Consider the following 24,206-nt stretch of genomic DNA (forward strand, 5'->3'; position numbering starts at 1 on the left):
GATTATTTTTTAAAGTTATCAACGGCTTTTCTAACGCTTCCGTGTGTTTCCAATAATGATTTTGCTTCGTCATAGGAAACTGGTATTTCACTCATTATCATGCGAACACCGCGGTCTATTAATTTTACATTGCTCAATTGCATGTCGACCATTTTATTGCCTTTTACACGTCCGAGTTGAATCATAGTTGTGGTGGAAATCATGTTCAGAACCAATTTTTGAGCAGTTCCGGCTTTCATACGGCTGCTTCCGGTTACGAATTCGGGTCCGACAACCACTTCGATTGGAAGTTTAGCGGTTTGGGATAACGGACTTCCCGCATTACAGGTGATGCAACCCGTTGTGATATTGTTTTCATTGCATTTTTCCAGTCCGCCAATTACATAAGGTGTAGTTCCTGAAGCGGCAATTCCGATAACGACATCATCCTCGTTGATGTTCCATTCGGATAAATCTTTCCAGGCTTGCTCTTTGTTGTCTTCAGCAAATTCCACAGCTTTTCGGATGGCAGTATCTCCGCCGGCAATGATTCCGATCACCAAATCAAAAGGAACCCCGAAAGTTGGAGGGCATTCGGAAGCATCTACAATTCCTAACCGTCCTGAAGTTCCGGCTCCGATATAGAATAGTCGCCCGCCTTTTTTCATCTGTTCCACAATTTTGGAAACCAAAGTTTCAATTTGGGGTAACGCTTTTTCTACTGCGAGCGGAACAGTTTTGTCTTCGTTATTTATATTGGTCAGTAAATCGTTAACGGACATTTTTTCCAAATGTTCGTATTTCGAGGATTGTTCTGTGGTTTTTGTAAATGACATTTTTTAAGTTTCTGAGTTGCTAAGGCACTGAGTTGCTAAGGTACAAAGTTTTGTGTTGAATTACTATTCTGAATTTTTAGAATTGAACTATTGCTGAAAATACAGACTGCGTGAGGGATTACTTCACTTTGTTTTAATTTTTCATATGTGTTCAGTGAACTGCGTTTGTAGTGGAAATCCTTTTTTGTTTAGAAGAAACGTATTTTTTAGCCGAACGTTCTAACAAAAAAGATTGCAACGTCCCGATAGCTATCGGGAAGCCCGACCCTTGTGGTCACGCCCAAATCTACATGAAATAGGCCAACACGATTCCGAGTATAATAGCCGAAAGTTTTGCCAGGTTGAATTTATGTCCTTCGCTGGTTTCAAAAATAATCGTTGATGATATATGAAACAGGATTCCAATCACAAATGCCGTTATTTCAGCGTAATAATGAGTGATGAATGGCGCTTTTTCCGAAACAATTGTTCCCAACGGTGTCATGGCTGCAAAGGCGAGCATGAAAACTAAAATCGATGATTTGTTTAAATGAGATGCACTGAAAAATGTGGTCAGAATAATAGCGATAGGGAAGTGGTGAATCGCAATTCCCCAAGCCAAATCGTTATGATGGCTCACCGGCATTCCTTCGAGTAACGCGTGCAGACACAAACTGATAAATAATGACCAAGGAATGTGGTACATGGTATCGTGACCGTGTACATGCCCGTGTTCCGCGCCTTGCGAGAAATATTCAAGTATAATCTGAAACACGATTCCGAACATGATGAAGAAACCGATGTTGCCGTGAACATGACCATCCGATACCGCATGTTGCGCAGATTCATAAACCGTGGGCAGTAAATGTGAAACCGTTAAAGCCAACAAAAACGAACCACTGAAGGCTAATAAAATCCTGAGGTTTTTTTTGCTTTTCGGACGGAAAAATGTAGCTATCACATAACCAAAAATAACCGAAAGTAATGGCAGTAGGTAGATCATATTATTTGAAAATCATTATCAGACGTTCCGAATCGTTTTTATAGAATTTGCGCAGTTTGTAATCGCCAAAAACATCCAGGAGATAAATTCCGGCTTCTTCCATCATCTGTTCAAAATCGTTTAAAGTTAAGGCTTTTACTTTTTCAGTGAAATGAAAATGTTGTCCGTCGGCATCAAAATCGATTTCCTTGAATATATGATTGTCTTTTACGTAACGTTTGATGTGGAAATCGATACCTTCCACGGTTTTAACTTCTTCGGGAACCAGATTATTGATGACATAATTCACATTCATAAAGTCGATTACTGCAAAACCATATTCGGATAAACTGTCGTGAATTGCTTTTAATGTGGTTGAATTATCATCATCGCTTTCAAAATATCCAAAACTCGTGAACAAATTGAAAACGGCATCAAATTTTTCTTCAAACGGCAAACGCATATCGTGAACTTTGAAATGCAGTTTTTCGTTGGCTGCCACAGAAGCTTCCGCGATACTGTTTTCGGATAAATCGGCACCGGTTACATCAAATCCTAACGTATTTAAATACATTGAATGACGTCCTTTGCCACAGGCTAAATCTAGAATTTTGGCATCTTCCGGAAGGTTCAGGTAATGTGTAAGGTTGTCCATGAAATGCTGCGCTTCGGCTTCATCCCGTTCTTTGTATAAAATATGGTAGTAAGGAGTGTCGAACCAGGAGGCAAACCAGTTTTCCGTCGATTTATTTTGTATGTCTGACATGTATTCTTCTGTTGGAGGATAATTAATCTTGCAAATTTAACGTATTTTTGCCGATGCAATCAACATGAAGTCGGAAAATAGAGCATAGAAGATAGAAAAAAAAGATTGTATTGATATTGATATTTAAGAATGGAACAAAATTTTAAAATGATTGCCAAAACCTTTTTTGGCTTCGAAGAAATATTAGCAAAAGAGTTGCAGCAATTGGGGGCACAAAATGTTGAAATGGGAACCCGAATGGTGAGTTTTGTAGGCGACAAAGGATTTATGTACAAAGCGAATTTAGCATTGCGTACGGCTTTAAAAATCCTGAAACCGATTTATCAGTTCCGAGCGTTTAACGAAGCGAGTTTGTACAAAGGTATTCAGGGTATTGACTGGTCGCAGTATTTAAATGCGCATCAGGCTTTTGTGGTGGATGTTACGTTGCATTCGGAACATTTTAACCATTCGCAATTCGTGGCGTTGAAAACGAAAGATGCGATTGTGGATCAGTTCCGCGATAAATTCGGAAAACGTCCGAGTATTGATAAAGATTTCCCTGATTTACGTATTAACATTCATATTGACCGTGATCAATGTTCGGTTTCTTTGGACAGTTCCGGGGATTCATTGCACCATAGAGGATATAAAACGGCTACTAATATTGCACCGATAAACGAAGTGTTGGCGGCAGGAATGTTGTTGCTTTCGGGTTGGGACGGACAAGGTGATTTTATTGATCCGATGTGTGGTTCGGGAACCATTTTAGCCGAAGCGGCGATGATTGCCTGTAACATTCCGGCAAACATCAACCGAAAAGAATTTGCTTTCGAACGTTGGAGTGATTGGGATAACGAATTGTTTGACCAAATTATGAACTCGCTGATGAAAAAAGTAAAAGAGTTTCATTATACAATTACTGGGTATGACAAGGCGCCGTCTGCCGTGATGAAAGCGAAAGACAATATCAAAAATGCAAATTTAGACGAATACGTAAAAATCTCGGAACGTAATTTCTTTGATACTGAAAAGGAAACACGCGGACCGTTGCACATGGTTTTCAACCCGCCTTACGGGGAACGATTGGATATCGAAATGGAACGTTTTTACAGAGAAATAGGTGATACATTGAAACAAAGCTATCCGGGAACAAACGCGTGGTTTATCACAGCCAATTTGGAAGCATTGAAATTTGTAGGTTTAAAACCATCGAGAAAAATTAAACTTTTCAACGGAAAACTGGAAGCACGTTTGGTGAAATACGAAATGTATGAAGGCAGTAAACGAACTAAGTTTCAGAATCTTGGAGATAGAGAGGATTAGGTAGTCTCAGTCTCAGTCTCAGTCTCAGTCTCAGTCTCAGTCTCAGTCTCAGTCTCAGTCTCAGTATTCCAACTTATAACTCATAATTTATAATTCATAACTCGAAATATGACTTTAAAAACCAAATCAATCGTATTTAATTTTTTAGGCTTTGCTGTATTGTTTACCGTTATCCGTTTTCTCGTTCTGCCTGAGTTTACGAATCTTACGGGTGTTTTTTTGCCATTGACAGCTTTTGTAGTAGCCACTTTATTAGCGCCAAAATTTCAGGCGATAAAAACTGGTGAAGGTGAGAAACTATTTATGAAATGGTTGTTTACTAAAGGAGTGAAGGAGATTAAATAAAATCTTATTTAAAATCAAAAATCCCAAATTCTGAATCATTGGAATTTGGGATTTTTTGTAAATATCTATTTTCTATAGTCTATTTACTTTTTTCTAAAAGCTACTTCGTGCTCTTATAAAGAGGAATAAAATAACTCAGCGTATAATTAAATCCAACACCGAAATTTCCTCCTTCATAGGTTCTGTTGAAACCCGGAATATACAGGTTGTCAAAGTTATCCGGTCTCGTTTCGTGTACCATGTAATTCAGACGAAATGAAAAGCCTAAATATAAGTTGTTGACTAATTCCGCTTTGATACCGGTTACCACTTCAAGCCAACTGGCGTTCAGCCCGTCAGTTTTTTGTCCGGAATCTTTCGTGGTTTCGCCAAAATACGGATTAGTATTGTAGATAGAATAGTTGTTCAGCGTCTGAGAAAAGGTGCTTCCGCCGTAACGCATTCCCACATAAATCATGTTTTCCATATCCAGCCAGTTGGTATAGGTATTGTAATCAAAACCTAGCTTAAGATACGTTCCGTTGGTGGTGAAATTCAACTGATCTTCATCAACGGTCTTTTCTTCATTTCCAAACTCAGTCGCAATGTAGACTTTCTTGGTTAAACGATAATCGCCGACAACTTCAAAACCGGTATAATCCTTATCGTAGATGTTTTTTGCCAATCGGTGCAAATCCAAACCGACCCTGATGCCGTAGCGTTCCGTTCTTCCTTGAGTTAACGTATCTTTTGCTTTTTCCTGTGCTGATAATGTTGTTACTGAAACCAACATCAAAGCTATGCTAAAAATAGATTTTAATGTGTGTTTCATTATCGTATTGAATATTGGATTGTAATACTTCGATTGGTGTGGTGGTTGATATCCAAAGGCCGTCTGCATTGGTGCCGTCTGTTACAACCGGATTGTTTTCGTTGAGCTGAAATACAGTTTTATAACCACAGGCTCTTGAAACATAGATGTCTTCCCTTGCATAATTAAATGTGAGTTCATCAGTATTGTCATTGGTCAGATCATTGTCATAACCGTTTAGAATAAACTGAAATGTTGTAATATCTTCGTTTGTTTTCAACGGAATTTTGATCTTACTTACACCGTTTTTATTTTCCATTTCGGCATAGCCGGGAGAAAGAATCTTCAGGTTAGTAACATTTTTTAAATTTTCGGGATTGGCCGCATCATAAAATTCAATCACTACACTGGGTGTTGTAGGTGTTCCTTCGGCGCAAATGTCATCTTTCTCGCAACTCCAAAAGGAATTGGCGATTAAAACGGTTAAGGCGAATATTTTTAATTTTTTCATGTATTTCTGAATTCTGAAATCCGATTCCTAACTTCTTTTTTCCAAAAGTACAACATTTTCCACATGATGCGTTTGTGGGAACATATCCACCGGACGCACTCGGGTTACTTTGTACATTTCGTCCATTAAAGCCAAATCACGGGCCTGTGTAGCCGAATTACAGCTTACATAAACCACTTTTTCAGGAGCGATACTTAAAATTTGCTTCACTACATCGGCATGCATTCCGTCACGCGGCGGGTCGGTAATAATTACATCCGGATGACCATGCGTTTTAATGAAATCGTCATTGAATACGTTCTTCATATCACCCACGAAGAATTCACAATTGGTAATGTTATTGCGTTTCGCGTTTTCTTTAGCATCGGCAATCGCTTCCGGAACTGCTTCCACACCAATTACTTTTTTTGCTTTTTTCGAAACGAATTGCGCGATTGTACCTGTTCCGGTATATAAATCGTAAACCAGTTCTTCGCCTGTCAATCCGGCAAATTCTCTTGTAATCGAGTATAATTCATACGCTTGCGCAGAATTTGTCTGATAGAAAGATTTCGCATTGATGCTGAAGTTCAAACCTTCCATTTCTTCCAAAATGTACTCTCTTCCTTTGAATAGAATAATGTCTTGGTCGTATATGGTATCGTTTGCTTTCTGATTGATAACGTATTGTAACGAAGTGATTTCCGGGAAACGCGCTGCCAGGAAATTCATCATTAATTCAATTCCGATTTTATCATTCTCAAAAAACTGAATCAAAACCATTATTTCTCCTGTAGAAGCAGTACGAATCATTAATGTTCGCAACAAGCCTTCAAGGTTTCTCGGATTGAAAAACGACAATTCATTTTCATTGGCAAATCGTCTGATTTCATTACGGATATCGTTGGACGGATCCTGTTGTAAATGACATTTGTTGATATCCAGAATCTTGTCCCACATTTTCGGAATATGGAAACCTACTGCATTTTTATTGTCCAGTTCTGCTCCGCTGTCTACTTCTTCCTGAGTCATCCAACGCGAGCTGGAGAAACCGAATTCCATTTTATTTCTGTAGAAAAATTGTTCTTTCGATCCTAAAATCGGTTCGAAACCCGGTAATTCAATTTTTCCGATTCTTTTTAAATGATTGTAAACTTCCTGATTTTTATAGAACAATTGTTGTTCGTATTTCATGTTTTGCCACTTACAGCCACCGCAAACACCAAAATGTTCACAAACCGGTGTTGTTCTGTGTTCTGAAAATTCGTGGAATTTTATTGCTTTTCCTTCAAAGTAGGATTTCCGCTTTTTGAATGTCTGAACGTCCACCACGTCGCCAGGAACGACATTAGGTATAAAGATAACCTGACCTTCTGGGGCTTTTGCCACCGATACGCCTTTTGCACCTGCATCAAGGACTTTTACGTTTTCGAATACGATTTTGTCTGTTTTTTTTCTTCCCATGGGGCAAAGATAATGAAACAGTATTCAGTTATTAATAGTTAGTGCAGAGTTTTTTATCATAGAGATAGGGTTAATAAAAACTCAATTAACATAAAATTAGTAATACGTTACTGTATTAATAAATATTTTCGTTTGCAAACCAACAGACACATGAAAAAACTTTATTTTCTTTTAACTCTTACAGGCCTCACAACAACTTTGTTTTCGCAATCTAAAATGAATGGAAAACTTGTAGATGAGAGTGCTTTGATTCCGAATGTTGAAGTGATAAATGCTACTAAGCAACTGATTGTAAAAACGAATGATGAAGGTGATTTTCAAATTTTGGCAGATATAAATGATGAAATCATTATTTATTCAAAGAATTACCTTGAGAAGCATCTGAAGGTGAAAAAAGAACATTTGACCAATGAAAATATAATTGTTTTGCAAAGGAAACAAATTGATTTGGAAGAGCTTAAGATTGAAAAACTTTCAACTTTCAAAGTGGATATGAGTTATGATGCTTTAAAAATGGAAAAAATATACAAAGAGCAATCCAGGCCAAAACCAGAAGGCGTTTATACGGGTGAAATTCAAAATGGTGCTGATTTTGTCGCCATAGGTGGTAAATTGGTTGGTTTAGTACGCAAACTTTTTCCTAAAAAAGAAAAAAAGGAAGCGTCTGAAAGAACAGAAAGTTTTAGCACAATGGCAAAAAACAGGTTTACGTATGATTTTTTTACCCGAAATCTTAATCTGAATGAAAATGAAATTGATTTGTTTTTGACTTTTTGTGAAATGGATGAAGCGTCTAAAACGTTTAATAAGAAATCAGGGGCTCTCGATCTAATGGATTTTCTGCTTAAAAAAAGAGGAGAATTTAAATAGTGATTTTCAGTATATAGTAATCAGAAAAGAGCATTTGGAATTTTGTTTTTATAAATTATAATGCGAATCAAGTGTTAAAATAAAACACTAACATCCTTCATGTTAGGTCTGCGTTGAGAATCAAAAGTTACAAATCCGACTCTTGATCCGCATTTATAATAAAAAACACGTCCTTTATTCAAAGACGTATTTAAAAGACAGGTCTGATTTAAATTAATAATTTATATCAAAAGTACCTTCGGTAACCGTTATGGGCTCTAGTATGTTAAAAGAGTGATTCATCGTACCTGTTAATGTTCCTTTGAGTTTATTTGTTGTATTCTCATTGATTGTGATTGTAAAAGTTTCCGAAGGCTGATAATAATTTTCAATTTCAGAATACTGGACGAAATAAATTTCTCCACTGTCGCGTGTCAAATTCAATTCAAAAGTATTGGAGGGATCGTTATTCAAATGTGCAGTTATTTCCACATCGGTATATTCCGGGTATTCTATAACATCAACATCTATTACCGTGAAATTTTTCTGAACACCATTAATTTTTGCCGATACGAATCCTTCCGGTGTAGGGGTCGAATTATTACTGTCGTCGTCTTTAGAACAAGATGAAAAGAAACTGACTGACAGAATTGCTAAGAACAGTATAATTTTTTTCATAATATAAAAGTTATTTTGGTTCAACAGTCTGAATTTAAGAAAATTATGGGAATTTAGTTTTATAGACAGAGTTAAAATCGATATTGGTCATTTTTAAATCGTCAAATAACAAGTGCTGAAAAATAAGTTTCTAATGACTACATTCGCACTCTGAAATTCAACAAGAAAAAGCATATGAAAACTCACTTAGTTCTTTTACGCGGAATCAATGTTTCCGGTCACAATATGATCAAAATGGAAGCATTAAAGAGTACTTTGGAAAGCATTGGTTTCCAAAATGTTGTAACCTATATTCAATCCGGTAATGTTTTTGTGGATTCAGATGAGGAAAGTCCTTTTGCTGTGGGTTTTCAGATCAAACAGGAAATCTTTAAAACTTTTGGTCACGAAGTTCCTGTGGTGGTAATTGGAAAACAGGATTTGGAAAACTGTTTCAGAAATAATCCTTACCTGAAAGAGAAAGAACCGGATACCAAGAAATTATATGTGGCATTTATTTCCAAGGAATTGGCTTCCGGTGCTTTAAATGATTTGAAAATGAGTCAGGTTAAACCTGATGAAGCCAGTATTGATGCCAGTCGAATCTACATCAAATATGCTGTTGGAGCCGGAAAAACCCGATTTGATCAAAAGTACATTGAAAAAAAGCTGAATGTAACGGCAACCATCCGAAACTGGAATACCGTTACTAATCTGCTTTCTCTTTTTGAGGACAGAAACGGCTAATAATCCGATTTTATTTCTGAATTATTTAAGGTTTTGATAAACGCAATCAAATCCTGAATTTCTGTTTTTGAGAGATTCAATTTGTCTGTCGGAAGTGTCTGATTTTCCAATTTGATCCCGATTCCTGCACCGCCGCCGCGATTGTAAAAATCAATAACTTCTTCCAAAGTTTGATAAACACCGTTATGCATATAAGGAAAAGTTATGGCGCTGTTGCGGACTGTCGGAGTTTTGAAAGCATGTTTTTTAAGTGGAGCTTTTGTAATCGAATATTCTCCTAAATCACTGTCTGCAGTAACATTTTGTGTTTTATTTTTTGATGGAACGCCCAAAACTTCGCTTTCTGTTTCGTTAAACATCGGCGGAACGCATCCGTTAAAAAGCGGAAAGAAATGACAGGTGGCACATTTAGCTTTGCCCATATACAAATTGAAACCGTTTTTTTCATTCTGTGAAAGCGTACTTTTTCCTCTCAGATAATCATCGAATTTTGAATTCAGTTTTGATAATGAACGAATATAACTCGCCAGTGATTTCAACAGATTTTGTTCTGTGATTTCTTTTTCATTCGGAAATGTATTTCGGAATTCCGTCTGGTACTTTTTATCGTTTTTTACTTTTTTCAAAGCACTACCAAAACTTCCGTGCATTTCGTCTTTATTATTGATCACCGCTTTTGCCTGATCTTCAAGATAATTCACGCGACCATCCAGAAACAAGGTGTTCTGAAAACCGGAGTTTAAAAGGGTGGGGGTATTGCGAGAAAGATTACCGTTTTTCACTGCTTTGGTTTTATGATCGGCATAAGCTTCGGAAGGGATATGACAGCTTGCGCAGGAAATCTTGTTGTCTCCGCTTAAAATGGTATCGGAGAAAAGTTTTTCACCCAAAGCAATCTGATTTTTGGAAGGATTCCGATTGTATGACGGTGCAAAATAATTCACGTTAAAAGCGGCATCTTCAAAAATTGTAGGTTCCTCAAAATTAATTGCTCCGGGATACGGATTGTTTTTAATGTTGAGTTCTTTCTGAAGTTGATGAATTTTCTTTGAAAGCGGAATACAGTAGTTTACAATGAAATCGGCTCTGTCAAAACGGTCGAAATTTTGATTTTTACCCAGATAAGTTGTCGTTTTTTTGATTAATTCCGTCAAATATTCATCTTCTTTGAAAATGGAAACGGTCTGACCGATGCTTTCAATAACGGCTTTAGTTTCGGGAATCGAATGTAAGGCAACGGGAGAATCAAATCCGGAAATTCCCAGACTCATCAGGCGCACCATTTGCAGTTTTTGGGCTTCAAAAATATTACTGTCGGAAAGCTGAATGTTTTCGATATTGGTTTTTACCGATTGCGTATAACCGTTCAGGATTCCCATTTGTTTTTTAAGTTCTGGCAAATCTATTTCATCGGAAAACAACAGTTCCTCCACTTTCTGAAAACCAGTGGCTTCTTCTGTTTTTCGGCTGGTTTCCTGAACGTCGTTTTTGTCGATAGCGGCTCCGTTTAATTTTATTGCTGTTTCTGGGAGATAGAAGGTAAGCAGCGCTTCGGTTTTTTTGTATGCTAATCGGGCTTCTTTAAATTTCTGTTGTGCTTTTTCCTTACTGAAACCAGTCTGAATCTGAGAAGTCAATGTTGCCGTTTTCTCTGAAAAATTGCTGTAATTCTCAACGAAATATTGTTTTGTTTTTTCAGTCGAAGTAAGGTTTTGGTATTTTTTATGCTGACAGGAAACCGAACAGATTATAATCAGTAAAGCAATTATTTTTTTCATTAATCAGTAAAATTAAAAATTAGGAACATGAAAAATCATATTCCTAATTTGTTGGTATTCTTTATTTTGAAATTATCTTGGTAAACCTTTAATTAAAACAATCTGGCTGCCCTGATTTTCATTTGGACGGACAGTTCCTCCGTCAACACCTTTAAAGTTATCTGTTCTCCATGAATGCGGTTGGATTGACAACATGAAAGTATCCGGAATTCCTATGGTTTCCGAAACATCAATCAATGCTCCATATTCCCAGGAACCGAATGCTGAAGTCGCACTTAAAAATTTGTTAGAAACATCATTTCGTTTGTGATCCAATTCGAAAACCACTTTTAATTCTTTGGTTGTAATGTTGTACTGGTAGATATATGCATCGTGCGTTTCATCACCGTAACCGTTGGAATCTTCCTGAATGTAAACAAAGTTTTTGGTCACACAGATGTTATCCGGATTTTGGAATAGTTTTGCTTTACCGCTTCTGTTATCACCGTCCAATACTAAAGTCAATCGTCCGCTTAAAGGATTGTTGGCATCCAATTCCAATTTGTATACTCTACCGTATTTTGAACGCGAATTATCGGCATTGGCGCCTGTATTGTTTTGCCCTGTTACGTTGAAATAGATTTCCCTTTCCTTTCCTGTTTCTTTTCTGTAATCGATATCTTCCACACGACCGAAGGCGATTGCGTTTAATGTTTGTGATGCCTGATTGTTTTGCAAGCCGGTATTTGTTTTGGCATTAGGGATTTCAACGAACTGAATCGGGTATGAGGTGTTTTCAGACATTGTTCTTTCATTGGTGACATTGTCAGTGCGTTTGATTACGTATACTTTTCCGTTGTTTAAATCTCCGGTTGAAGATTTATACATTACCAATTGCCCGCCATATGCTCCCGAATCATCATCACCTAAGAGAACAATCGTCTGATTAGTAAATGCTTCTTTGGCTAAGGGAACTGCATTTTCAGCGCACCATCTTCCGAATCCTGAAATGGGTCTTGGCGTACTGTTGTTTGCTTTTGTGTCGTATGGAGTGATACCGTGCACCTGTGATTCGTTGTCGCTTTCTCCGGCAGTCAGGAAAAGAGGTCCGAATCCGTGAATTTCAGGGGTCGCTAACGATGCGGAACATAATCGGTTACCGGCTCCGGTTGAATTTAAAACGTATTCTCCGGCAACAGGTTTAAAAGTGTTATCAAATTTGATTTTTGATACGGCATAGTTGTCTTCGTTGTTTACTAAGAAAGAAAATGTCCCGTCAGTATTTTTAAATAACCCGGAGCCATCAGCTGATCCTCCAAATACAAAGTCCGGAGTTTCCATAAAATCGTCCTCACTTGAAAATAGAGAATACAGTTGAATGGAACTGAATTCCGATCTGGCATTCATTAAAACCGGAGTAACGGAATGATTTTTTAAAAGAACAGGATTTGCAGGTTCGCTCTTGTTTGAACCTTCGTCTGAGTTGCATGCGGTTAATGAACCGATAAATGCAGCACCCAACAAAACAGTTGTAATTTTCATTGTTTTTTGTTTTTTTGTTTGATTATGCAAACCTATCAGTTGATTGTTACGTTAAATCTTACTTTTTGTTCTCAAATTGTTATCATTTGTCACAAGTTTACTGCATTTTGTTAACTAAACTTAAAGTGGATTTTCGTTTTAAAAATTGTCATACTTTTGATAGTGTTTATTTTGTTTTGTTATAAAAATCTTAAAAACAGGTGTGAAATGTTATTTTTTTAAATCCGAATTTCTAACTTGCACAACAAAATAAACGCCAAACAGATTTTAACAAAAATTACTAAATCAAAAATATAATAATGCAAGTTTCAGAAAAAATGAGTTCAGCAGAAGCAATTCAGTTAGAGGACAAATACGGAGCGCACAATTATCACCCGCTGCCGGTTGTTTTGAGTAAAGGAGAAGGTGTGTACGTGTGGGATGTTGAAGGAAAAAAGTACTACGATTTCCTTTCGGCTTATTCCGCTGTAAATCAAGGACATTGTCATCCGAGAATTGTTGGGGCAATGATGGAGCAGGCACAAACACTTACGCTTACGTCACGCGCTTTTTACAATGATAAATTGGGTATTTATGAGAAGTTTGTAACTGAATATTTTGGTTTTGACAAAGTGCTTCCGATGAATACCGGAGCCGAAGCTGTTGAAACGGCTTTAAAATTATGTCGTAAATGGGCTTATGAGAAGAAAGGAATCAATGAGAATGAAGCTCAGATAATCGTTTGCGAAAATAATTTCCACGGAAGAACCACTACCATCATTTCTTTTTCAAATGATGAGAATGCCCGTAAAAATTTCGGTCCGTATACTGCAGGTTTTATTAAAATCGCTTATGATGACATTGATGCTTTAGAAAAAGCAATCACTTCATCACCTAATATTGCTGGTTTCTTAGTGGAACCGATTCAAGGTGAAGCTGGTGTTTATGTTCCAACCGAAGGTTACTTGACAAAAGCAAAAGCATTGTGTGAGAAACATAATGTACTTTTTATTGCTGATGAAGTTCAAACGGGAATTGCACGTACCGGAAAATTATTGGCAGTACATCATGAAAACGTTAAGCCTGATGTTTTGATCTTAGGTAAAGCAATTTCGGGAGGTGTTTACCCGGTTTCCGCTGTTTTAGCTGATGATGCGATAATGAATGTTATCAAGCCGGGACAACACGGTTCTACTTTTGGAGGAAACCCAATTGCTGCTGCTGTGGCTATTGCTGCTTTAGAAGTTGTTACCGATGAAAAATTGGCTGAAAACGCGGAACGATTAGGGCAACTTTTCCGTTCTGAAATCGGGAAATATATTGAAACGTCAAACATAGCAACGCTTGTTCGTGGGAAAGGTTTGTTAAACGCTGTTGTAATTAACGATACGGAAGAAAGCGATACGGCTTGGAATATTTGTATGGCTTTACGTGACAATGGTCTATTGGCTAAACCTACACACGGAAACATCATTCGTTTCGCTCCGCCGTTGGTTATGAATGAAGAACAACTTTTAGATTGTGTCCGAATCATCACCGAAACGTTGAAACAATTTGAAAAATAGATAAATAAAAAATCCGCTGAAAAGCGGATTTTTTTATGAATGAATGTTAGTTTATTGGCCGAAAAACTCTCTCATACGCTCCTCCATTAATTCAGGATCTTGTAAAGCATCCATTCCTACCACATTAATAAACCAGATAAGATAAGCAAGAAACAGTACCCCCAATATAACTCCGATAATGCAAAGTACTTTTCCGGTTTTTATATTGTTGTAATTCGAATATAAATCCGGATTCTCCTTGTATAATTTAGTGTCTTTGTTTGCAAGGTAGATTCCGATGCCTCCTAAAATTGCGCCTATTCCGTAAAAACAGCAGGTGATGATGGAGATTACTCCTAAGATTATTACCGGAGTGGCATTGGGCAGTTTTTCTTTGATTTCAAAGTTCTTAAAATTGGTTTCTTCCATAATTGTTTTTGGTTAGATGTAAAAATGTTTAATGAAATAGGAGACCACCATAATGATGGCATTAGCTATCGCTGAAGTGATTATTGCTTTATGATAGTTTCTGGATTTATCAATAAAATTTAAGCCTACAAAACCAAGAAAGAGTAACAGGGTGTAAATTGCAGGAAACATTTGGAAAGCTTCGGCAAATTCTCCTTTGCATAACAAAACAAACGCTCTTTGGGTTCCGCATCCGAAACATTCTATTCCTAAGAATTTTTTACTCAGGCAAGGCAGCATGTATTTTTCCATGGTAAGCTTTTTCCGAAGCAATTTAATAAAAAAATATAAGTTATAAAATGATGTACGGGTATTTTAAAGTTTATTACTTTTGAGTTCTTAATCTGAAATAATGAAAACAATTTATATCATACTCATTTTCGCACTGATGGGGTGGGCTTTTTATGAACAGACCAAACCAGAACCCAATATTTTTATTCAGGTTATAGGTGTATTGGTTTTCTTTTTCGGAATGATGAAATTAATGTCGAAGGTATCATCAAATTCAAAAGACAAGGAGGATGACAATGTTTAATATCGGCGATAAGGTTTCGGTACTCGATGAGGATTTCAGCGGGGTAGTGGTAGGTTTTCAGAACAACCAGATTCTTATTGAAACCGAGGATGGTTTTAAAATGGCGTATTCTGCTAGTGAATTGATTAAAGAGCAAGATATCAGCGATTTAAATTCCTTTACCTCAAGTCAGAATATAAATCAGATTTTAAAAGAAAAAGAGCTTCCCAAAAAGCGTTCTTTTGAAAAAGAAAAGAAATCCCGAAAAGACGAATTCGTTTTGGAAGTCGATTTACACATCGAAAAATTAGTGCCCAATAAACGGGGAATGTCTAATTTCGACATCTTGAATCTGCAGATGGAAACCGCAAAGCGTCAATTGGATTTCGCCGTTAAAAACCGAATGCCGAAAGTGGTTTTTATCCACGGTGTGGGGGAAGGTGTTCTGAAAGCCGAACTCGATTTTCTTTTAGGTCGTTATGAAGGTATTTCGTTCCAGGATGCCAATTACCAGAAATACGGTTTAGGCGCCACGGAAGTTTATATCAAACAAAATCCAAACCGATAACTATAGGGTAATTTCATAGTCTCCAAATAAATATTCGTCATAAACAAACGAATTTTGTGAACCTACGAACTCAATTGTTTTGAATTTTATCTGATGCTTGTATCCTGTTATGGTCACTTCGTTGGTTTCCGGATCGGTAGTTGTCACTTCAGTTGTGACGATTTCAATTGTGCCTCCCGCAGCTGCATTCCATTCCTGTTGTACTGATGGACTTGCCGGCGGAACATCGGAACAAATCACGGAATCGTCTGCCTCTCCACTGTATTTACGGTATATAACTCTGTTGGTAGAAGAGATAGTTGCAATTCTTGGTTGCCCTTCCGGCGTTACTTCATTTGTAAAATATGAGGCAGGAATGTCCAGCAGTAATAATTCTTCTCCATTAATTTTAAATAAAGGATCTCTGCCGGGGTCGTCACATTTCTGTATATCAACCGAATCGAAATTGAACGTTTCCACAACCAGGTCACCGTCGTCACAAGAGGTTAAAAACAGTACGCAAATCAATAATCCGAATATCTTTTTCATAGGTAGAAGTTTAATTTACAGGCTATACTATCGTCTTTCATTTTATAAAATTTCCGATTGAAAATCATGACGACAACATAAATGGAAATACTCGGGACAAAAATAACATTTTTAGATTGCAAATGCCAATAAAAGAACTGCCGAAAATTCAGTAATATTCCTATATTTGAAAACCAAATGAAAAATTAATTTATGTCATCTAAACACCAAACCAATTATCCTGCGCTTTATACGCTTATTACCGTTTTCTTTTTTTGGGGATTTATAGCTGCCGGAAACAGCATTTTTATTCCTTATTGTAAAATTAAATTTTCACTGGATCAGTTTCAGTCACAGTTAGTTGACTTTGCATTTTATACCGCATATTATGTAGGTGCTTTATTGCTTTTCATCTTCGGAACTGCCAAACAAAAGGATATCGTGGGCAGTTGGGGATACAAGAAAAGTATCGTCTTCGGATTGTTGTTTTCCGCATTGGGAGCCGGTGCTATGATTATTGCTGTGGAAGCAAATCTTTATGCCGGAATGTTAGCCGGGTTATTTATAGTGGCTTTAGGGTTTTCATTACAGCAGACTGCCGCCAATCCGTTTGCCATTTCGCTTGGTAATCCGAAAACGGGAGCAGACCGTGTAAATTTAGGAGGGGGAATCAACTCTTTCGGTACAACCATCGGGCCTTTAGTGGTTGGATTAGCTCTTTTCGGAACCACGGCATCAGTAACGGACGCTCAAATTAAAGGTTTGCCTTTGGATAAAGCAATATTACTTTATGTATGTGTCGGTCTTTTATTTGTAGCCGCCGCAGCCATGTTTCATTTTTCTAAAAAAGTGCCAGCGGGAATTTCAGATGAACCAATGGAAAAAGCCAATAAAGCATTGCGTACTTTGGTAGTAATGACAGGTTTATTAGCCATTATGTTTGCACCGGTTTTTAACAGTTACAAAAGTGAAGAGGCACTTTCTATTGAAACTCTAGAAAAAAGAATTGAAAGTATTAAAACTGAAAATTCTAAAGATAAAATTAAAGATTTATCTGGAGACGAATTGAACAAATTCAGAGTAGAAGTTCAGAATCATGAAGCCGAAATTAAAGGTATCAGAGCCGGTTTGGAACAATCCAGAATGTACTGGCTTTTAGGTGCTTTGGTTGTTGTTGTCGGAGGATTGTTGTTCTCATATAAATCGGCTCAGAAAAACAGTGAAGGCTGGGGAGCTATGCAGTATCCGCAATTGGTTTTGGGAATGCTGGCGATTTTTACCTATGTTGGTGTGGAAGTGGCTATCGGTAGTAATTTAACCGAATTACTGAAACTGAAAGAATTCGGAGCCTTTAGTGTTTCCGACAGTGCGCCTTACATTTCCATGTATTGGGGAAGTTTGATGATTGGTCGTTGGGCAGGAGCTATCAGCGTTTTTCATCTGAATTCAGCTAAGAAAACTATGGCCTTGATTATTATTCCGTTAATTGCTTTTGCAGTGATTATCGGTGTAAATACTTTAGCTCAAAAGGACATGACACCATTGTATTACTATGTAGTTTGTATCGTTTTACAAACGGTTGCGTTCTTTATCAGTAAAGACAAACCGGCGCGTACACTGACTATTTTCTCCGTTTTCGGAGTAGTGGCTATGCTTATCGGTTTATTTTCAACTGGAACGGTTGCGATTTATGCGTTTCTTGCAGGTGGTTTGGCATGCAGCATCATGTGGCCGGCAATTTTCAGTTTGTCAATCATCGGTTTGGGTAAATATACTTCCCAAGGTTCCGCTTTTCTGGTAATGATGATTTTGGGCGGAGGAATCATTCCGCCGATTCAGGGGAAATTATCGGATATCATCGGGATTCACCAGTCGTACATTATTCCGGTATTGTGTTTTGCTTATTTATTGTTCTTCGCGGTAGCTGTAAAATCAACACTTAAGAAGCAAGGAATTGATGTGGATGAAATTGAAGCGGAAGGCGGTCACTAAATCTTAATAAAATAATAATATCCAATTCGGAGCAGGGGAAATGCCTTACCTTTGCTCCGAATTTTTTTTATATGCGAATCAACAAATATTATCTGGCCGCATTTACAGCTTTTGTGATATGGGGTTTTTTCAGTCTGGCGCTAAAACCGATTCACAATTATCCGTCATTGGACATTTTGTTTTATCGAGTTTTTTTGAGTGTTGTCCTTATCTCTGCCATCAATCTTTTTTTAAGGAGAGACGTGCTTAAGAAAGACTGGAACAACTTTAAAAAACAATCCCAATCGGATAAGAATAAAATCATTCGCGTAAATGTTGGTGGCGGAATGCTGCTCACGGCCAATTGGTTTATTTTCATTTATGTGATGAATCATATCAGCGTAAAGGCCGCTTCGTTCGCTTACTTGGTTTGCCCGATTCTGACTACCGTTTTGGCCTTTCTTATTCTGAAGGAAAAATTGAGTAAATGGCAATGGATTGCTGTAGGAATCAGTGTTTCAGGCTGCGTATTGCTTTCGTTTAACAGTTTTGCAGACATTTTTTACAGTCTGATTGTAGCCTTAACGTATGCATTTTACCTGATTTCACAACGTAAAAACACCGAAGTGGATAAATTCGTCGGACTCAATATCCAGATCCTTACCGCCGGATTGATTATTTTACCTTTTTTCCCGTCTTTTAGCGGACCGGTGCCTGTGGAAAGTCTGTTTTACATCTGTCTGATTTTTATTGTTGTGCTGTTTACGATAATTCCGTTGTTTCTGAATTTGTATGCGCTTAAAGGAGTAAATTCGTCTACGGTCGGAATTATGCTGTATATCAATCCGATACTGAATTTCCTTTTAGCCGTTTTTTACTATAAGGAAGAAGTGACAGAAATTCAGATGATTTCTTATTCACTGATTTTAATTTCCATCATAGTTTTCAATGAAAAACTTATCTTTAACAGAAAATTGAAAGAAAACAGAGTTACGGATTAAAATGAAAAAAATATACCTCGATAACGCATCCACCACACCGCTTCGTCCGGAAGTTGTGGCGGAAATGACAAAAGTACTATTGGAAGATTTCGGAAATCCGTCGTCTACCCACAGTTTCGGTCGCAGTGCTAAAGTGTTGATTGAATCGGCCCGAAAGTCGATTGCAAAGCAGATTAATGCAACCGCTTCCGAGATAATTTTTACATCCTGCGGAACCGAAGCGAATAACTGGATTTTGCGTTCCTGTGTCAGAGATTTGAAAGTTGAACGCATCATTACAAGCAAAATAGAGCATCATGCGGTTTTGCATACGGTGGAAATGTTAGCGAAGGAGTACGGTATTCAGGTAGATTTTGTGAACATCAAATCCAATGGAGAAATTGATTTTACCGATTTAGTGGAATTGCTGTCACAGGGTAAAAAAACATTGGTGAGTTTAATGCATGTGAACAACGAAATCGGAACCGTTCTGAATCTTGAAAAAGCGGTCAGGCTCTGTCAGGCTCATAATGCCTTATTTCATACCGATACCGTGCAGTCCATCGGGAAAACTGAAATAGATGTACAGGAAGTGCCCATAGATTTTCTGGTTTCAAGCGCACACAAATTTCACGGTCCGAAAGGAGCAGGATTTGCGTATATCAGAAAAAACAGCGGTTTACAACCCATTTTTTTCGGAGGGGAGCAGGAGAAAGGTTTGCGCGCCGGAACGGAAGCAGTACACCAAATTGTGGGAATGGCTAAAGCATTGGACTTGGCTTATGAAAATTTAGATACTGAAAGAACTTATATTTCGGAATTAAAAAGATATGCCATTGAACGTTTGGAAATTGATTTTCCCGAGTCTAAAATTAACGGTGAGGAAACGTTTTATAATATTTTGAACGTGAATTTACCTTTGTCTGAAGAAAAAGCATCCATGCTTTTGTTTCATTTAGACATGAAAGGAATTGCCGTTTCCCGTGGCAGTGCCTGTCAGAGCGGAAGTGTAAAACGTTCTCATGTTTTAGCTGAAATTCTTGACAATGAAGAAATTAAAAAACCGAATCTGCGAATTTCTTTCAGTCATTACAATACAAAAGAAGATATTGATGTATTGATCGAAACCTTAAAAAGTGTGTAAAGTGATTTCGGTATAAAAAGGTTGTCATTCTGACAAAGGAGGAATCTCATCATCACTATTCTGAAATTTAGAGATTTTCCAGTTTAGGTTTTGAATGCATCATTTTTCCTTTTCCTTTTTTTCTGCTTCTTTCTTTTCTTTATCCTGTTTTTTAAAATAACCTTTAAAAAGGAAATTATGTCTCATAGCTTCCATATTTTCGTTTAGTTTTATACTTGCTTTGTTGATGTTGGTCATGGTGGAATCTATTTTCTGAACCAGTTCCGGATTATTGGAAAGATAATTTAAGGCTCCTTTTCCTTCTTTGGCATTGGTAATTGTCGCGTTTAGGTTTTCTACGACTTTGTCAATTTTTGCGCTTGAACTTTCAAGGTTTTTTACGATTCGTTTTATTGAATTGGCAGCCGCGGTATCATTAATCACACCAATAACATTATCTTTTTTATTTAATGAAGCCATCAATTGGTTTAAACTTGTTGCAGATTCGTTAATTCCCTGACTCGTTTGTTTTAGATACATCATGGTTTCTTTCAAATCGGTAGCCATGTCAGCATCGCTTATCAACATGCCAACAGTTCCTTTTCCTTCGGAAATTTCTTTTGTTATTTTTATCAGATTGGCAGTCAGTACGGCTGCATTTTCATTTGTTACACTTAATGTTTTCATCATATCTTCGGTACGAATTCGACTTAAGGATTTAATAACATCTCCTTCTTTTACTGATGGAGCGTTGCTTTCTCCCGGGAGAATATTAATAATCTTATTGCCAACTAAGCCGTCAGAGCTGATTGTGGCGACAGCATCTTTATCTATGTATGGGAGAATTTTATTGTCTATGTCCATATTCACCCGAATCACTGTGTCGTTAATCATCTCAATATTTGTTACCGTTCCCACATTTATTCCGGAATAACGTACATTATTTCCAAGTTGTAATCCGTTTACATTATTAAAAATGCTACTGATGCTGGAGGTTTTGCCAAACATATTTTGTTTTTTACCAATAAAATATACAGCGGCAATAAAGATTATTAATCCTACCAAGACAAATAGTCCGAGTTGTATTTTCTGTGCATTTGTCTTTTCCATTTTTTCTGTTATTTAAAGAAAGCCTGTACTTTAGCGTCTTTTGATGAAGAAAGTTCCTGAAAAGTTCCTTCGATATAGTTGATTCCATCTATCAATAAAATCATGCGGTTTGCAATTACACGGGCGCAGTCGACGTCATGTGTTATTATAAGCGAAGATGTTTTGTATTTTTTCTGCACCGATTGCATCAGCATAATAATTTCTTTTGACGTGATAGGATCTAGTCCGGTTGTTGGTTCATCATATAATATTATTTTGGGTTGTAATATTAATGTCCTGGCCAAAGCAATTCGGCGTTTCATTCCCCCAGACAATTCACTGGGCATTAAATTAATAGCATCTTCCAAACCTACACTTTGCAAAGCTTCGGTCACTAACGGAGTAGTGTCTTCAATAATACCAAACTTCTTGGGATGTCTTCGTAATGGAAATTCGAGATTCTCCCTGACCGACATCGAATCGTAAAGGGCACTTCCCTGAAAAAGAAAACCAATTTCTGTTCGTATTTCATCCATTTCATCCCGTTCGAGTTTTACAATATCTTTTCCCATAATCTCGATTGAACCGCTGTCAACTTCTTCAAGTCCGATAAGGCACTTTATCATTACCGATTTACCTGAGCCCGATTTTCCCATAATTACCAGATTTTCTCCTTCATAAAGTTCCATATTAAAACCATTCAATACATTATTGTCACCATAGCTTTTCATTAGGTTTTTGATTTTTATAACGGGGTTATTTGAAGTTGATGCTTCCATAATTATAAGCTGTAGAATATATCAGTAACAAGGACAGCAATAAAATCTATTATAAAAAGAAGCATTGAAGTGTAAACTACTGCTGAATTTGCAGCAATTCCCACACCGGCAGTACCTTTTTTACAGTTATACCCTTTAAAGCAACCCACTAATCCAATCGCAAACCCAAAAAAGAAAGTTTTAATAGTGGATGGAATGAGATCGCTAAATTCTAAATGTTTAAAAACCAGGTTGTAATACAATAAGAAGGAGACATTTCCTTTTGTGTTTTCAACGAGAAAGGAACCATAAATGGCAATGGCATCTGCAAAGAAAACCAGAATAGGGAGCATTAATGTAGTTGCCAAAATTCGGGTTACCACTAAATATTTGAACGGATTGGTTCCTGAAACTTCCATCGCATCAATTTGCTCGGTCACCCGCATTGAACCTAATTCGGCGCCGATCCCCGAACCAATTCTTCCGGCACAAATCAAGGCTGTAATGATGGGGCCTATTTCGCGGATGATAGAAATACTAACCATGGAAGGCATCCATGATACAGCGCCAAATTGCTGAAGGGTAGGGCGGGATTGCAGTGTGAAAACCAACCCGATGATAAATCCGGTTACGGCAACCAACAGCAGCGATTGGTTTCCCATATTGTAACATTGTCGCAGAAATTCCCTGAATTCATAGGGTTTTTTGAATACTTCTTTAAAAAAACGACCCGAGAAATAGGAGAGTTCACCAATTTCCGCAAAAAATGTTTGTACAGGTTCAGGTATTTTTAAAATTGTATTCATCTAATGTATTCATTTTTAGATAAAAAGCTACTCAAATATAAGCTTTTTCTGAGAGCAAATCCCTATTCATTTACAAATAGTTACAAATGATAAATCCGTTATGTTTTTACGATAACGGATTTATCTTCAGATTTAAAACGCTTTAAACTACACTTGATGCTTACGGTTTAAGCAAAACATACTACTCAGCTGTTGTAGGATCGATGATTGAAGCTACCGGACTCACGGAATTGACCGGAAATCCACCCTGTTTTGCATGCTCGCGAACCATTTCTTCGTTTGGTGCGATATAAACGCAATAAATTTTGTCGGTTGTCACATAACTGTGGACCCATTGAATTTCAGATCCCATTTTTCTCAATACTCCGCAAGAAGTTTCGGAAATGTCTTTTAATTGTTCTGAGGTAAGTTTACCTGCTCCGGGAATTTCCCTTTCGATTACATACTTTGGCATACTGTTTTTTTTTTTTTCTGATCAGTTGATTTTTTGTTGTCTGCATGTTTTTGTGGGGCCGGATTTCACTTTTAAGATCGGTATTTTAAAAGTAAACTTAAAGTTACGTATTAATACTTTTTCTTGGCAATTCGCGGTAAGCTTAATCGTTGTAAAATTGAAAAAATCCGTTCTGTGAAATAGAACGGATTTTTTATCATGACGAAACTCTTTATTTTTTAGGGGCTGGAACTGCCGGCGTTTTCGGTTTTTTGTTGCCCGGATGTTTTATTTCGGTAACAACCATCTTTATTGGAGATACACCAAGATTCTTTGCCATGTGTGTTACAGCTGGAATGAAGATCGCGTCTCCTGCTTTAATGTCCATTGCTACAGGAGCCTTACCTTTGTCGGTGATTTCTATTTTTCCGTCCGTAAGTGCATAGGCGACATGATTGGGATGACTGTGCCACGGAGTGGATTGTCCGGGTGCTAGTTCAATTTGAATTACCCTGACATTATCATTGTCCAGAACTACTTTTTTGTAGATGTCCGGAGCCACCATAACGGGATCTTGGGCATAAAGTGAGTTACAGAGCACAGAAGATACCCCGAACAGCAGTAACATTGTAATCAATTTAATTGGTTTCATTGCATTGTTTTTTCATTTTTTAGTTGCGCGGTATTTGTTTGTTTTCTGTTTCATCTTGTTTAAAACAAGTACATGGCTCGGTTTTTACAAAAAACAGCAATGAAGATTAAGGTAAGATGGGTTGGGGGTACTTCCATAATCCGCGAAGAAACTACGGGTAATGGTTTTGTTAAAACGCTAAAAAACAGTTGGTTACAAGTTGCTAAATTACAAAAAATCAGTTAGATTTCGTTTGGTTTTTTAGGGAATATGAATTTTTATGTTATCATATTAAAAAGATTATGATTTACTTTTCAGAATCAAAGAGAAGCGATTACGCTGAAGCA

The 24,206-nt window shown here is 37.3% G+C and carries 28 protein-coding genes; 11 read left to right on the plus strand and 17 right to left on the minus strand.

From position 1 onward, the window contains the following. Positions 1-2: 2 nt before the first annotated feature. The 3 genes from murQ to FLJC2902T_RS12445 form a co-directional block, all read right to left on the minus strand. Positions 3-815 carry an N-acetylmuramic acid 6-phosphate etherase gene (murQ, locus tag FLJC2902T_RS12435; protein WP_023580147.1) on the minus strand — a complete coding sequence of 271 codons (813 nt, stop codon included), beginning with the start codon at positions 813-815 and terminating at the stop codon, positions 3-5. Positions 816-1,101: 286 nt separating this feature from the next. After that, positions 1,102-1,797, minus strand: a complete 696-nt coding sequence (locus tag FLJC2902T_RS12440) for a ZIP family metal transporter (protein ID WP_023580148.1) — start codon at positions 1,795-1,797, stop codon at positions 1,102-1,104. 1 nt (position 1,798) lies between these two features. After that, positions 1,799-2,542 carry a class I SAM-dependent methyltransferase gene (locus FLJC2902T_RS12445; protein ID WP_023580149.1) on the minus strand — a complete coding sequence of 248 codons (744 nt, stop codon included), beginning with the start codon at positions 2,540-2,542 and terminating at the stop codon, positions 1,799-1,801. Positions 2,543-2,671: 129 nt separating this feature from the next. Between FLJC2902T_RS12445 and FLJC2902T_RS12450 the strand changes: the two genes are divergently transcribed. Together FLJC2902T_RS12450 and FLJC2902T_RS12455 are read left to right on the plus strand one after the other, a co-directional pair. Beyond that, positions 2,672-3,847 carry a THUMP domain-containing class I SAM-dependent RNA methyltransferase gene (locus FLJC2902T_RS12450; RefSeq protein WP_023580150.1) on the plus strand — a complete coding sequence of 392 codons (1,176 nt, stop codon included), beginning with the start codon at positions 2,672-2,674 and terminating at the stop codon, positions 3,845-3,847. A gap of 108 nt (positions 3,848-3,955) precedes the next feature. Beyond that, a complete protein-coding gene (locus FLJC2902T_RS12455) occupies positions 3,956-4,192 on the plus strand; it encodes a hypothetical protein (RefSeq protein ID WP_023580151.1) in 237 nt (78 codons plus the stop codon). A 100-nt stretch (positions 4,193-4,292) separates the two neighbouring features. On the opposite strand, the gene FLJC2902T_RS12460 is transcribed toward FLJC2902T_RS12455, so the two are convergent. Genes FLJC2902T_RS12460 through rlmD form a run of 3 tightly spaced genes read right to left on the minus strand, consistent with a single transcriptional unit; the run spans position 4,293 to position 6,936 of the window. After that, positions 4,293-5,003, minus strand: coding sequence for a DUF6048 family protein (locus FLJC2902T_RS12460; protein ID WP_035678618.1), 711 nt, complete (start codon positions 5,001-5,003; stop codon positions 4,293-4,295). Continuing rightward, positions 4,975-5,493, minus strand: a complete 519-nt coding sequence (locus FLJC2902T_RS12465; protein ID WP_023580153.1) for a DUF6452 family protein — start codon at positions 5,491-5,493, stop codon at positions 4,975-4,977. The genes FLJC2902T_RS12460 and FLJC2902T_RS12465 overlap by 29 nt, the downstream gene beginning before the upstream one ends. Before the next feature lie 27 nt (positions 5,494-5,520). Continuing rightward, a complete protein-coding gene (rlmD, locus tag FLJC2902T_RS12470; RefSeq protein ID WP_023580154.1) occupies positions 5,521-6,936 on the minus strand; it encodes a 23S rRNA (uracil(1939)-C(5))-methyltransferase RlmD in 1,416 nt (471 codons plus the stop codon). A gap of 150 nt (positions 6,937-7,086) precedes the next feature. Here rlmD and FLJC2902T_RS15915 point away from each other — a divergent pair, with 150 nt between their 5' ends. After that, positions 7,087-7,806: a hypothetical protein gene (locus FLJC2902T_RS15915; RefSeq protein WP_023580155.1), complete on the plus strand. Its 720-nt coding sequence runs from the start codon at positions 7,087-7,089 to the stop codon at positions 7,804-7,806. A gap of 213 nt (positions 7,807-8,019) precedes the next feature. On the opposite strand, the gene FLJC2902T_RS12480 is transcribed toward FLJC2902T_RS15915, so the two are convergent. After that, positions 8,020-8,463, minus strand: coding sequence for a hypothetical protein (locus tag FLJC2902T_RS12480; RefSeq protein WP_023580156.1), 444 nt, complete (start codon positions 8,461-8,463; stop codon positions 8,020-8,022). A gap of 174 nt (positions 8,464-8,637) precedes the next feature. Between FLJC2902T_RS12480 and FLJC2902T_RS12485 the strand changes: the two genes are divergently transcribed. Then, complete coding sequence (locus tag FLJC2902T_RS12485; RefSeq protein WP_023580157.1) at positions 8,638-9,189, plus strand: DUF1697 domain-containing protein; 552 nt, start codon at positions 8,638-8,640, stop codon at positions 9,187-9,189. Here FLJC2902T_RS12485 and FLJC2902T_RS12490 read toward each other — a convergent pair. Then, the gene (locus tag FLJC2902T_RS12490) at positions 9,186-10,967 is read right to left on the minus strand and encodes a cytochrome-c peroxidase (protein ID WP_023580158.1); all 1,782 of its coding nucleotides are present in this window, start codon (positions 10,965-10,967) and stop codon (positions 9,186-9,188) included. The two genes, FLJC2902T_RS12485 and FLJC2902T_RS12490, sit on opposite strands and share 4 nt — an antisense overlap. Positions 10,968-11,039: 72 nt before the next feature. Further along, positions 11,040-12,488: a PhoX family protein gene (locus tag FLJC2902T_RS12495; protein ID WP_023580159.1), complete on the minus strand. Its 1,449-nt coding sequence runs from the start codon at positions 12,486-12,488 to the stop codon at positions 11,040-11,042. Between the two features lie 299 nt (positions 12,489-12,787). On the opposite strand from FLJC2902T_RS12495, the gene rocD reads away from it, so the two are divergent. Then, positions 12,788-14,032 carry an ornithine--oxo-acid transaminase gene (gene rocD / locus FLJC2902T_RS12500; RefSeq protein ID WP_023580160.1) on the plus strand — a complete coding sequence of 415 codons (1,245 nt, stop codon included), beginning with the start codon at positions 12,788-12,790 and terminating at the stop codon, positions 14,030-14,032. Positions 14,033-14,083: 51 nt separating this feature from the next. On the opposite strand, the gene FLJC2902T_RS12505 is transcribed toward rocD, so the two are convergent. Next, positions 14,084-14,440 (minus strand): CCC motif membrane protein, encoded by a 357-nt coding sequence (locus FLJC2902T_RS12505; RefSeq protein WP_023580161.1) that lies wholly within the window; start codon positions 14,438-14,440, stop codon positions 14,084-14,086. 12 nt (positions 14,441-14,452) lie between these two features. Continuing rightward, on the minus strand, positions 14,453-14,731 hold the full coding sequence (locus FLJC2902T_RS12510; protein ID WP_023580162.1) for a DUF2752 domain-containing protein: 279 nt from the start codon (positions 14,729-14,731) through the stop codon (positions 14,453-14,455). A 100-nt stretch (positions 14,732-14,831) separates the two neighbouring features. Between FLJC2902T_RS12510 and FLJC2902T_RS12515 the strand changes: the two genes are divergently transcribed. After that, complete coding sequence (locus FLJC2902T_RS12515) at positions 14,832-15,014, plus strand: hypothetical protein (protein WP_035678621.1); 183 nt, start codon at positions 14,832-14,834, stop codon at positions 15,012-15,014. Next, entirely contained in the window at positions 15,007-15,561 is a 555-nt protein-coding gene (locus FLJC2902T_RS12520; RefSeq protein WP_035678623.1) for a Smr/MutS family protein, read from the plus strand. Before FLJC2902T_RS12515 ends, FLJC2902T_RS12520 begins: the two co-directional genes overlap by 8 nt. Here FLJC2902T_RS12520 and FLJC2902T_RS12525 read toward each other — a convergent pair whose 3' ends face one another. After that, complete coding sequence (locus FLJC2902T_RS12525; RefSeq protein ID WP_023580164.1) at positions 15,562-16,089, minus strand: hypothetical protein; 528 nt, start codon at positions 16,087-16,089, stop codon at positions 15,562-15,564. A 192-nt stretch (positions 16,090-16,281) separates the two neighbouring features. Between FLJC2902T_RS12525 and FLJC2902T_RS12530 the strand changes: the two genes are divergently transcribed. The 3 genes from FLJC2902T_RS12530 to FLJC2902T_RS12540 all read left to right on the plus strand — a co-directional run bounded on the left by FLJC2902T_RS12530 (position 16,282) and on the right by FLJC2902T_RS12540 (position 20,163). Then, the gene (locus FLJC2902T_RS12530) at positions 16,282-18,060 is read left to right on the plus strand and encodes an MFS transporter (RefSeq protein WP_023580165.1); all 1,779 of its coding nucleotides are present in this window, start codon (positions 16,282-16,284) and stop codon (positions 18,058-18,060) included. Between the two features lie 71 nt (positions 18,061-18,131). Continuing rightward, the gene (locus FLJC2902T_RS12535) at positions 18,132-19,040 is read left to right on the plus strand and encodes an EamA family transporter (RefSeq protein ID WP_023580166.1); all 909 of its coding nucleotides are present in this window, start codon (positions 18,132-18,134) and stop codon (positions 19,038-19,040) included. A 1-nt stretch (position 19,041) separates the two neighbouring features. Further along, the gene (locus FLJC2902T_RS12540) at positions 19,042-20,163 is read left to right on the plus strand and encodes a cysteine desulfurase family protein (protein WP_023580167.1); all 1,122 of its coding nucleotides are present in this window, start codon (positions 19,042-19,044) and stop codon (positions 20,161-20,163) included. 99 nt (positions 20,164-20,262) lie between these two features. Here the strand turns inward: FLJC2902T_RS12540 and FLJC2902T_RS12545 are convergent, their stop codons facing one another. The 5 genes from FLJC2902T_RS12545 to FLJC2902T_RS15920 form a co-directional block, all read right to left on the minus strand. Beyond that, entirely contained in the window at positions 20,263-21,252 is a 990-nt protein-coding gene (locus FLJC2902T_RS12545; RefSeq protein ID WP_023580168.1) for an MlaD family protein, read from the minus strand. A gap of 8 nt (positions 21,253-21,260) precedes the next feature. Further along, positions 21,261-22,010 (minus strand): ABC transporter ATP-binding protein, encoded by a 750-nt coding sequence (locus FLJC2902T_RS12550; RefSeq protein WP_023580169.1) that lies wholly within the window; start codon positions 22,008-22,010, stop codon positions 21,261-21,263. Between the two features lie 2 nt (positions 22,011-22,012). Then, the gene (locus FLJC2902T_RS12555; protein ID WP_023580170.1) at positions 22,013-22,795 is read right to left on the minus strand and encodes an MlaE family ABC transporter permease; all 783 of its coding nucleotides are present in this window, start codon (positions 22,793-22,795) and stop codon (positions 22,013-22,015) included. Positions 22,796-22,976: 181 nt separating this feature from the next. Continuing rightward, complete coding sequence (locus tag FLJC2902T_RS12560; RefSeq protein WP_023580171.1) at positions 22,977-23,249, minus strand: DUF4242 domain-containing protein; 273 nt, start codon at positions 23,247-23,249, stop codon at positions 22,977-22,979. A 211-nt stretch (positions 23,250-23,460) separates the two neighbouring features. Next, on the minus strand, positions 23,461-23,856 hold the full coding sequence (locus tag FLJC2902T_RS15920) for a cupin domain-containing protein (protein ID WP_162147689.1): 396 nt from the start codon (positions 23,854-23,856) through the stop codon (positions 23,461-23,463). A gap of 123 nt (positions 23,857-23,979) precedes the next feature. Between FLJC2902T_RS15920 and FLJC2902T_RS16565 the strand changes: the two genes are divergently transcribed. Then, positions 23,980-24,105 carry a hypothetical protein gene (locus tag FLJC2902T_RS16565; protein WP_262487996.1) on the plus strand — a complete coding sequence of 42 codons (126 nt, stop codon included), beginning with the start codon at positions 23,980-23,982 and terminating at the stop codon, positions 24,103-24,105. The last annotated feature ends 101 nt before the right edge of the window (positions 24,106-24,206 follow it).

It is taken from the genome of Flavobacterium limnosediminis JC2902, from assembly GCF_000498535.1.
GTDB classification, from domain to species: Bacteria; Bacteroidota; Bacteroidia; order Flavobacteriales; family Flavobacteriaceae; genus Flavobacterium; species Flavobacterium limnosediminis.

Coding starts and splice junctions, on each gene's coding strand:
- murQ (WP_023580147.1), bottom strand. CDS start 815: ATGTCATTTACAAAAACCACAGAACAATCCTCGAAATACGAACATTTG.
- FLJC2902T_RS12440 (WP_023580148.1), bottom strand. CDS start 1,797: ATGATCTACCTACTGCCATTACTTTCGGTTATTTTTGGTTATGTGATA.
- FLJC2902T_RS12445 (WP_023580149.1), bottom strand. CDS start 2,542: ATGTCAGACATACAAAATAAATCGACGGAAAACTGGTTTGCCTCCTGG.
- FLJC2902T_RS12450 (WP_023580150.1), top strand. CDS start 2,672: ATGGAACAAAATTTTAAAATGATTGCCAAAACCTTTTTTGGCTTCGAA.
- FLJC2902T_RS12455 (WP_023580151.1), top strand. CDS start 3,956: ATGACTTTAAAAACCAAATCAATCGTATTTAATTTTTTAGGCTTTGCT.
- FLJC2902T_RS12460 (WP_035678618.1), bottom strand. CDS start 5,003: ATGAAACACACATTAAAATCTATTTTTAGCATAGCTTTGATGTTGGTT.
- FLJC2902T_RS12465 (WP_023580153.1), bottom strand. CDS start 5,493: ATGAAAAAATTAAAAATATTCGCCTTAACCGTTTTAATCGCCAATTCC.
- rlmD (WP_023580154.1), bottom strand. CDS start 6,936: ATGGGAAGAAAAAAAACAGACAAAATCGTATTCGAAAACGTAAAAGTC.
- FLJC2902T_RS15915 (WP_023580155.1), top strand. CDS start 7,087: ATGAAAAAACTTTATTTTCTTTTAACTCTTACAGGCCTCACAACAACT.
- FLJC2902T_RS12480 (WP_023580156.1), bottom strand. CDS start 8,463: ATGAAAAAAATTATACTGTTCTTAGCAATTCTGTCAGTCAGTTTCTTT.
- FLJC2902T_RS12485 (WP_023580157.1), top strand. CDS start 8,638: ATGAAAACTCACTTAGTTCTTTTACGCGGAATCAATGTTTCCGGTCAC.
- FLJC2902T_RS12490 (WP_023580158.1), bottom strand. CDS start 10,967: ATGAAAAAAATAATTGCTTTACTGATTATAATCTGTTCGGTTTCCTGT.
- FLJC2902T_RS12495 (WP_023580159.1), bottom strand. CDS start 12,488: ATGAAAATTACAACTGTTTTGTTGGGTGCTGCATTTATCGGTTCATTA.
- rocD (WP_023580160.1), top strand. CDS start 12,788: ATGCAAGTTTCAGAAAAAATGAGTTCAGCAGAAGCAATTCAGTTAGAG.
- FLJC2902T_RS12505 (WP_023580161.1), bottom strand. CDS start 14,440: ATGGAAGAAACCAATTTTAAGAACTTTGAAATCAAAGAAAAACTGCCC.
- FLJC2902T_RS12510 (WP_023580162.1), bottom strand. CDS start 14,731: ATGGAAAAATACATGCTGCCTTGCCTGAGTAAAAAATTCTTAGGAATA.
- FLJC2902T_RS12515 (WP_035678621.1), top strand. CDS start 14,832: ATGAAAACAATTTATATCATACTCATTTTCGCACTGATGGGGTGGGCT.
- FLJC2902T_RS12520 (WP_035678623.1), top strand. CDS start 15,007: ATGTTTAATATCGGCGATAAGGTTTCGGTACTCGATGAGGATTTCAGC.
- FLJC2902T_RS12525 (WP_023580164.1), bottom strand. CDS start 16,089: ATGAAAAAGATATTCGGATTATTGATTTGCGTACTGTTTTTAACCTCT.
- FLJC2902T_RS12530 (WP_023580165.1), top strand. CDS start 16,282: ATGTCATCTAAACACCAAACCAATTATCCTGCGCTTTATACGCTTATT.
- FLJC2902T_RS12535 (WP_023580166.1), top strand. CDS start 18,132: ATGCGAATCAACAAATATTATCTGGCCGCATTTACAGCTTTTGTGATA.
- FLJC2902T_RS12540 (WP_023580167.1), top strand. CDS start 19,042: ATGAAAAAAATATACCTCGATAACGCATCCACCACACCGCTTCGTCCG.
- FLJC2902T_RS12545 (WP_023580168.1), bottom strand. CDS start 21,252: ATGGAAAAGACAAATGCACAGAAAATACAACTCGGACTATTTGTCTTG.
- FLJC2902T_RS12550 (WP_023580169.1), bottom strand. CDS start 22,010: ATGGAAGCATCAACTTCAAATAACCCCGTTATAAAAATCAAAAACCTA.
- FLJC2902T_RS12555 (WP_023580170.1), bottom strand. CDS start 22,795: ATGAATACAATTTTAAAAATACCTGAACCTGTACAAACATTTTTTGCG.
- FLJC2902T_RS12560 (WP_023580171.1), bottom strand. CDS start 23,249: ATGCCAAAGTATGTAATCGAAAGGGAAATTCCCGGAGCAGGTAAACTT.
- FLJC2902T_RS15920 (WP_162147689.1), bottom strand. CDS start 23,856: ATGTTACTGCTGTTCGGGGTATCTTCTGTGCTCTGTAACTCACTTTAT.
- FLJC2902T_RS16565 (WP_262487996.1), top strand. CDS start 23,980: ATGAAGATTAAGGTAAGATGGGTTGGGGGTACTTCCATAATCCGCGAA.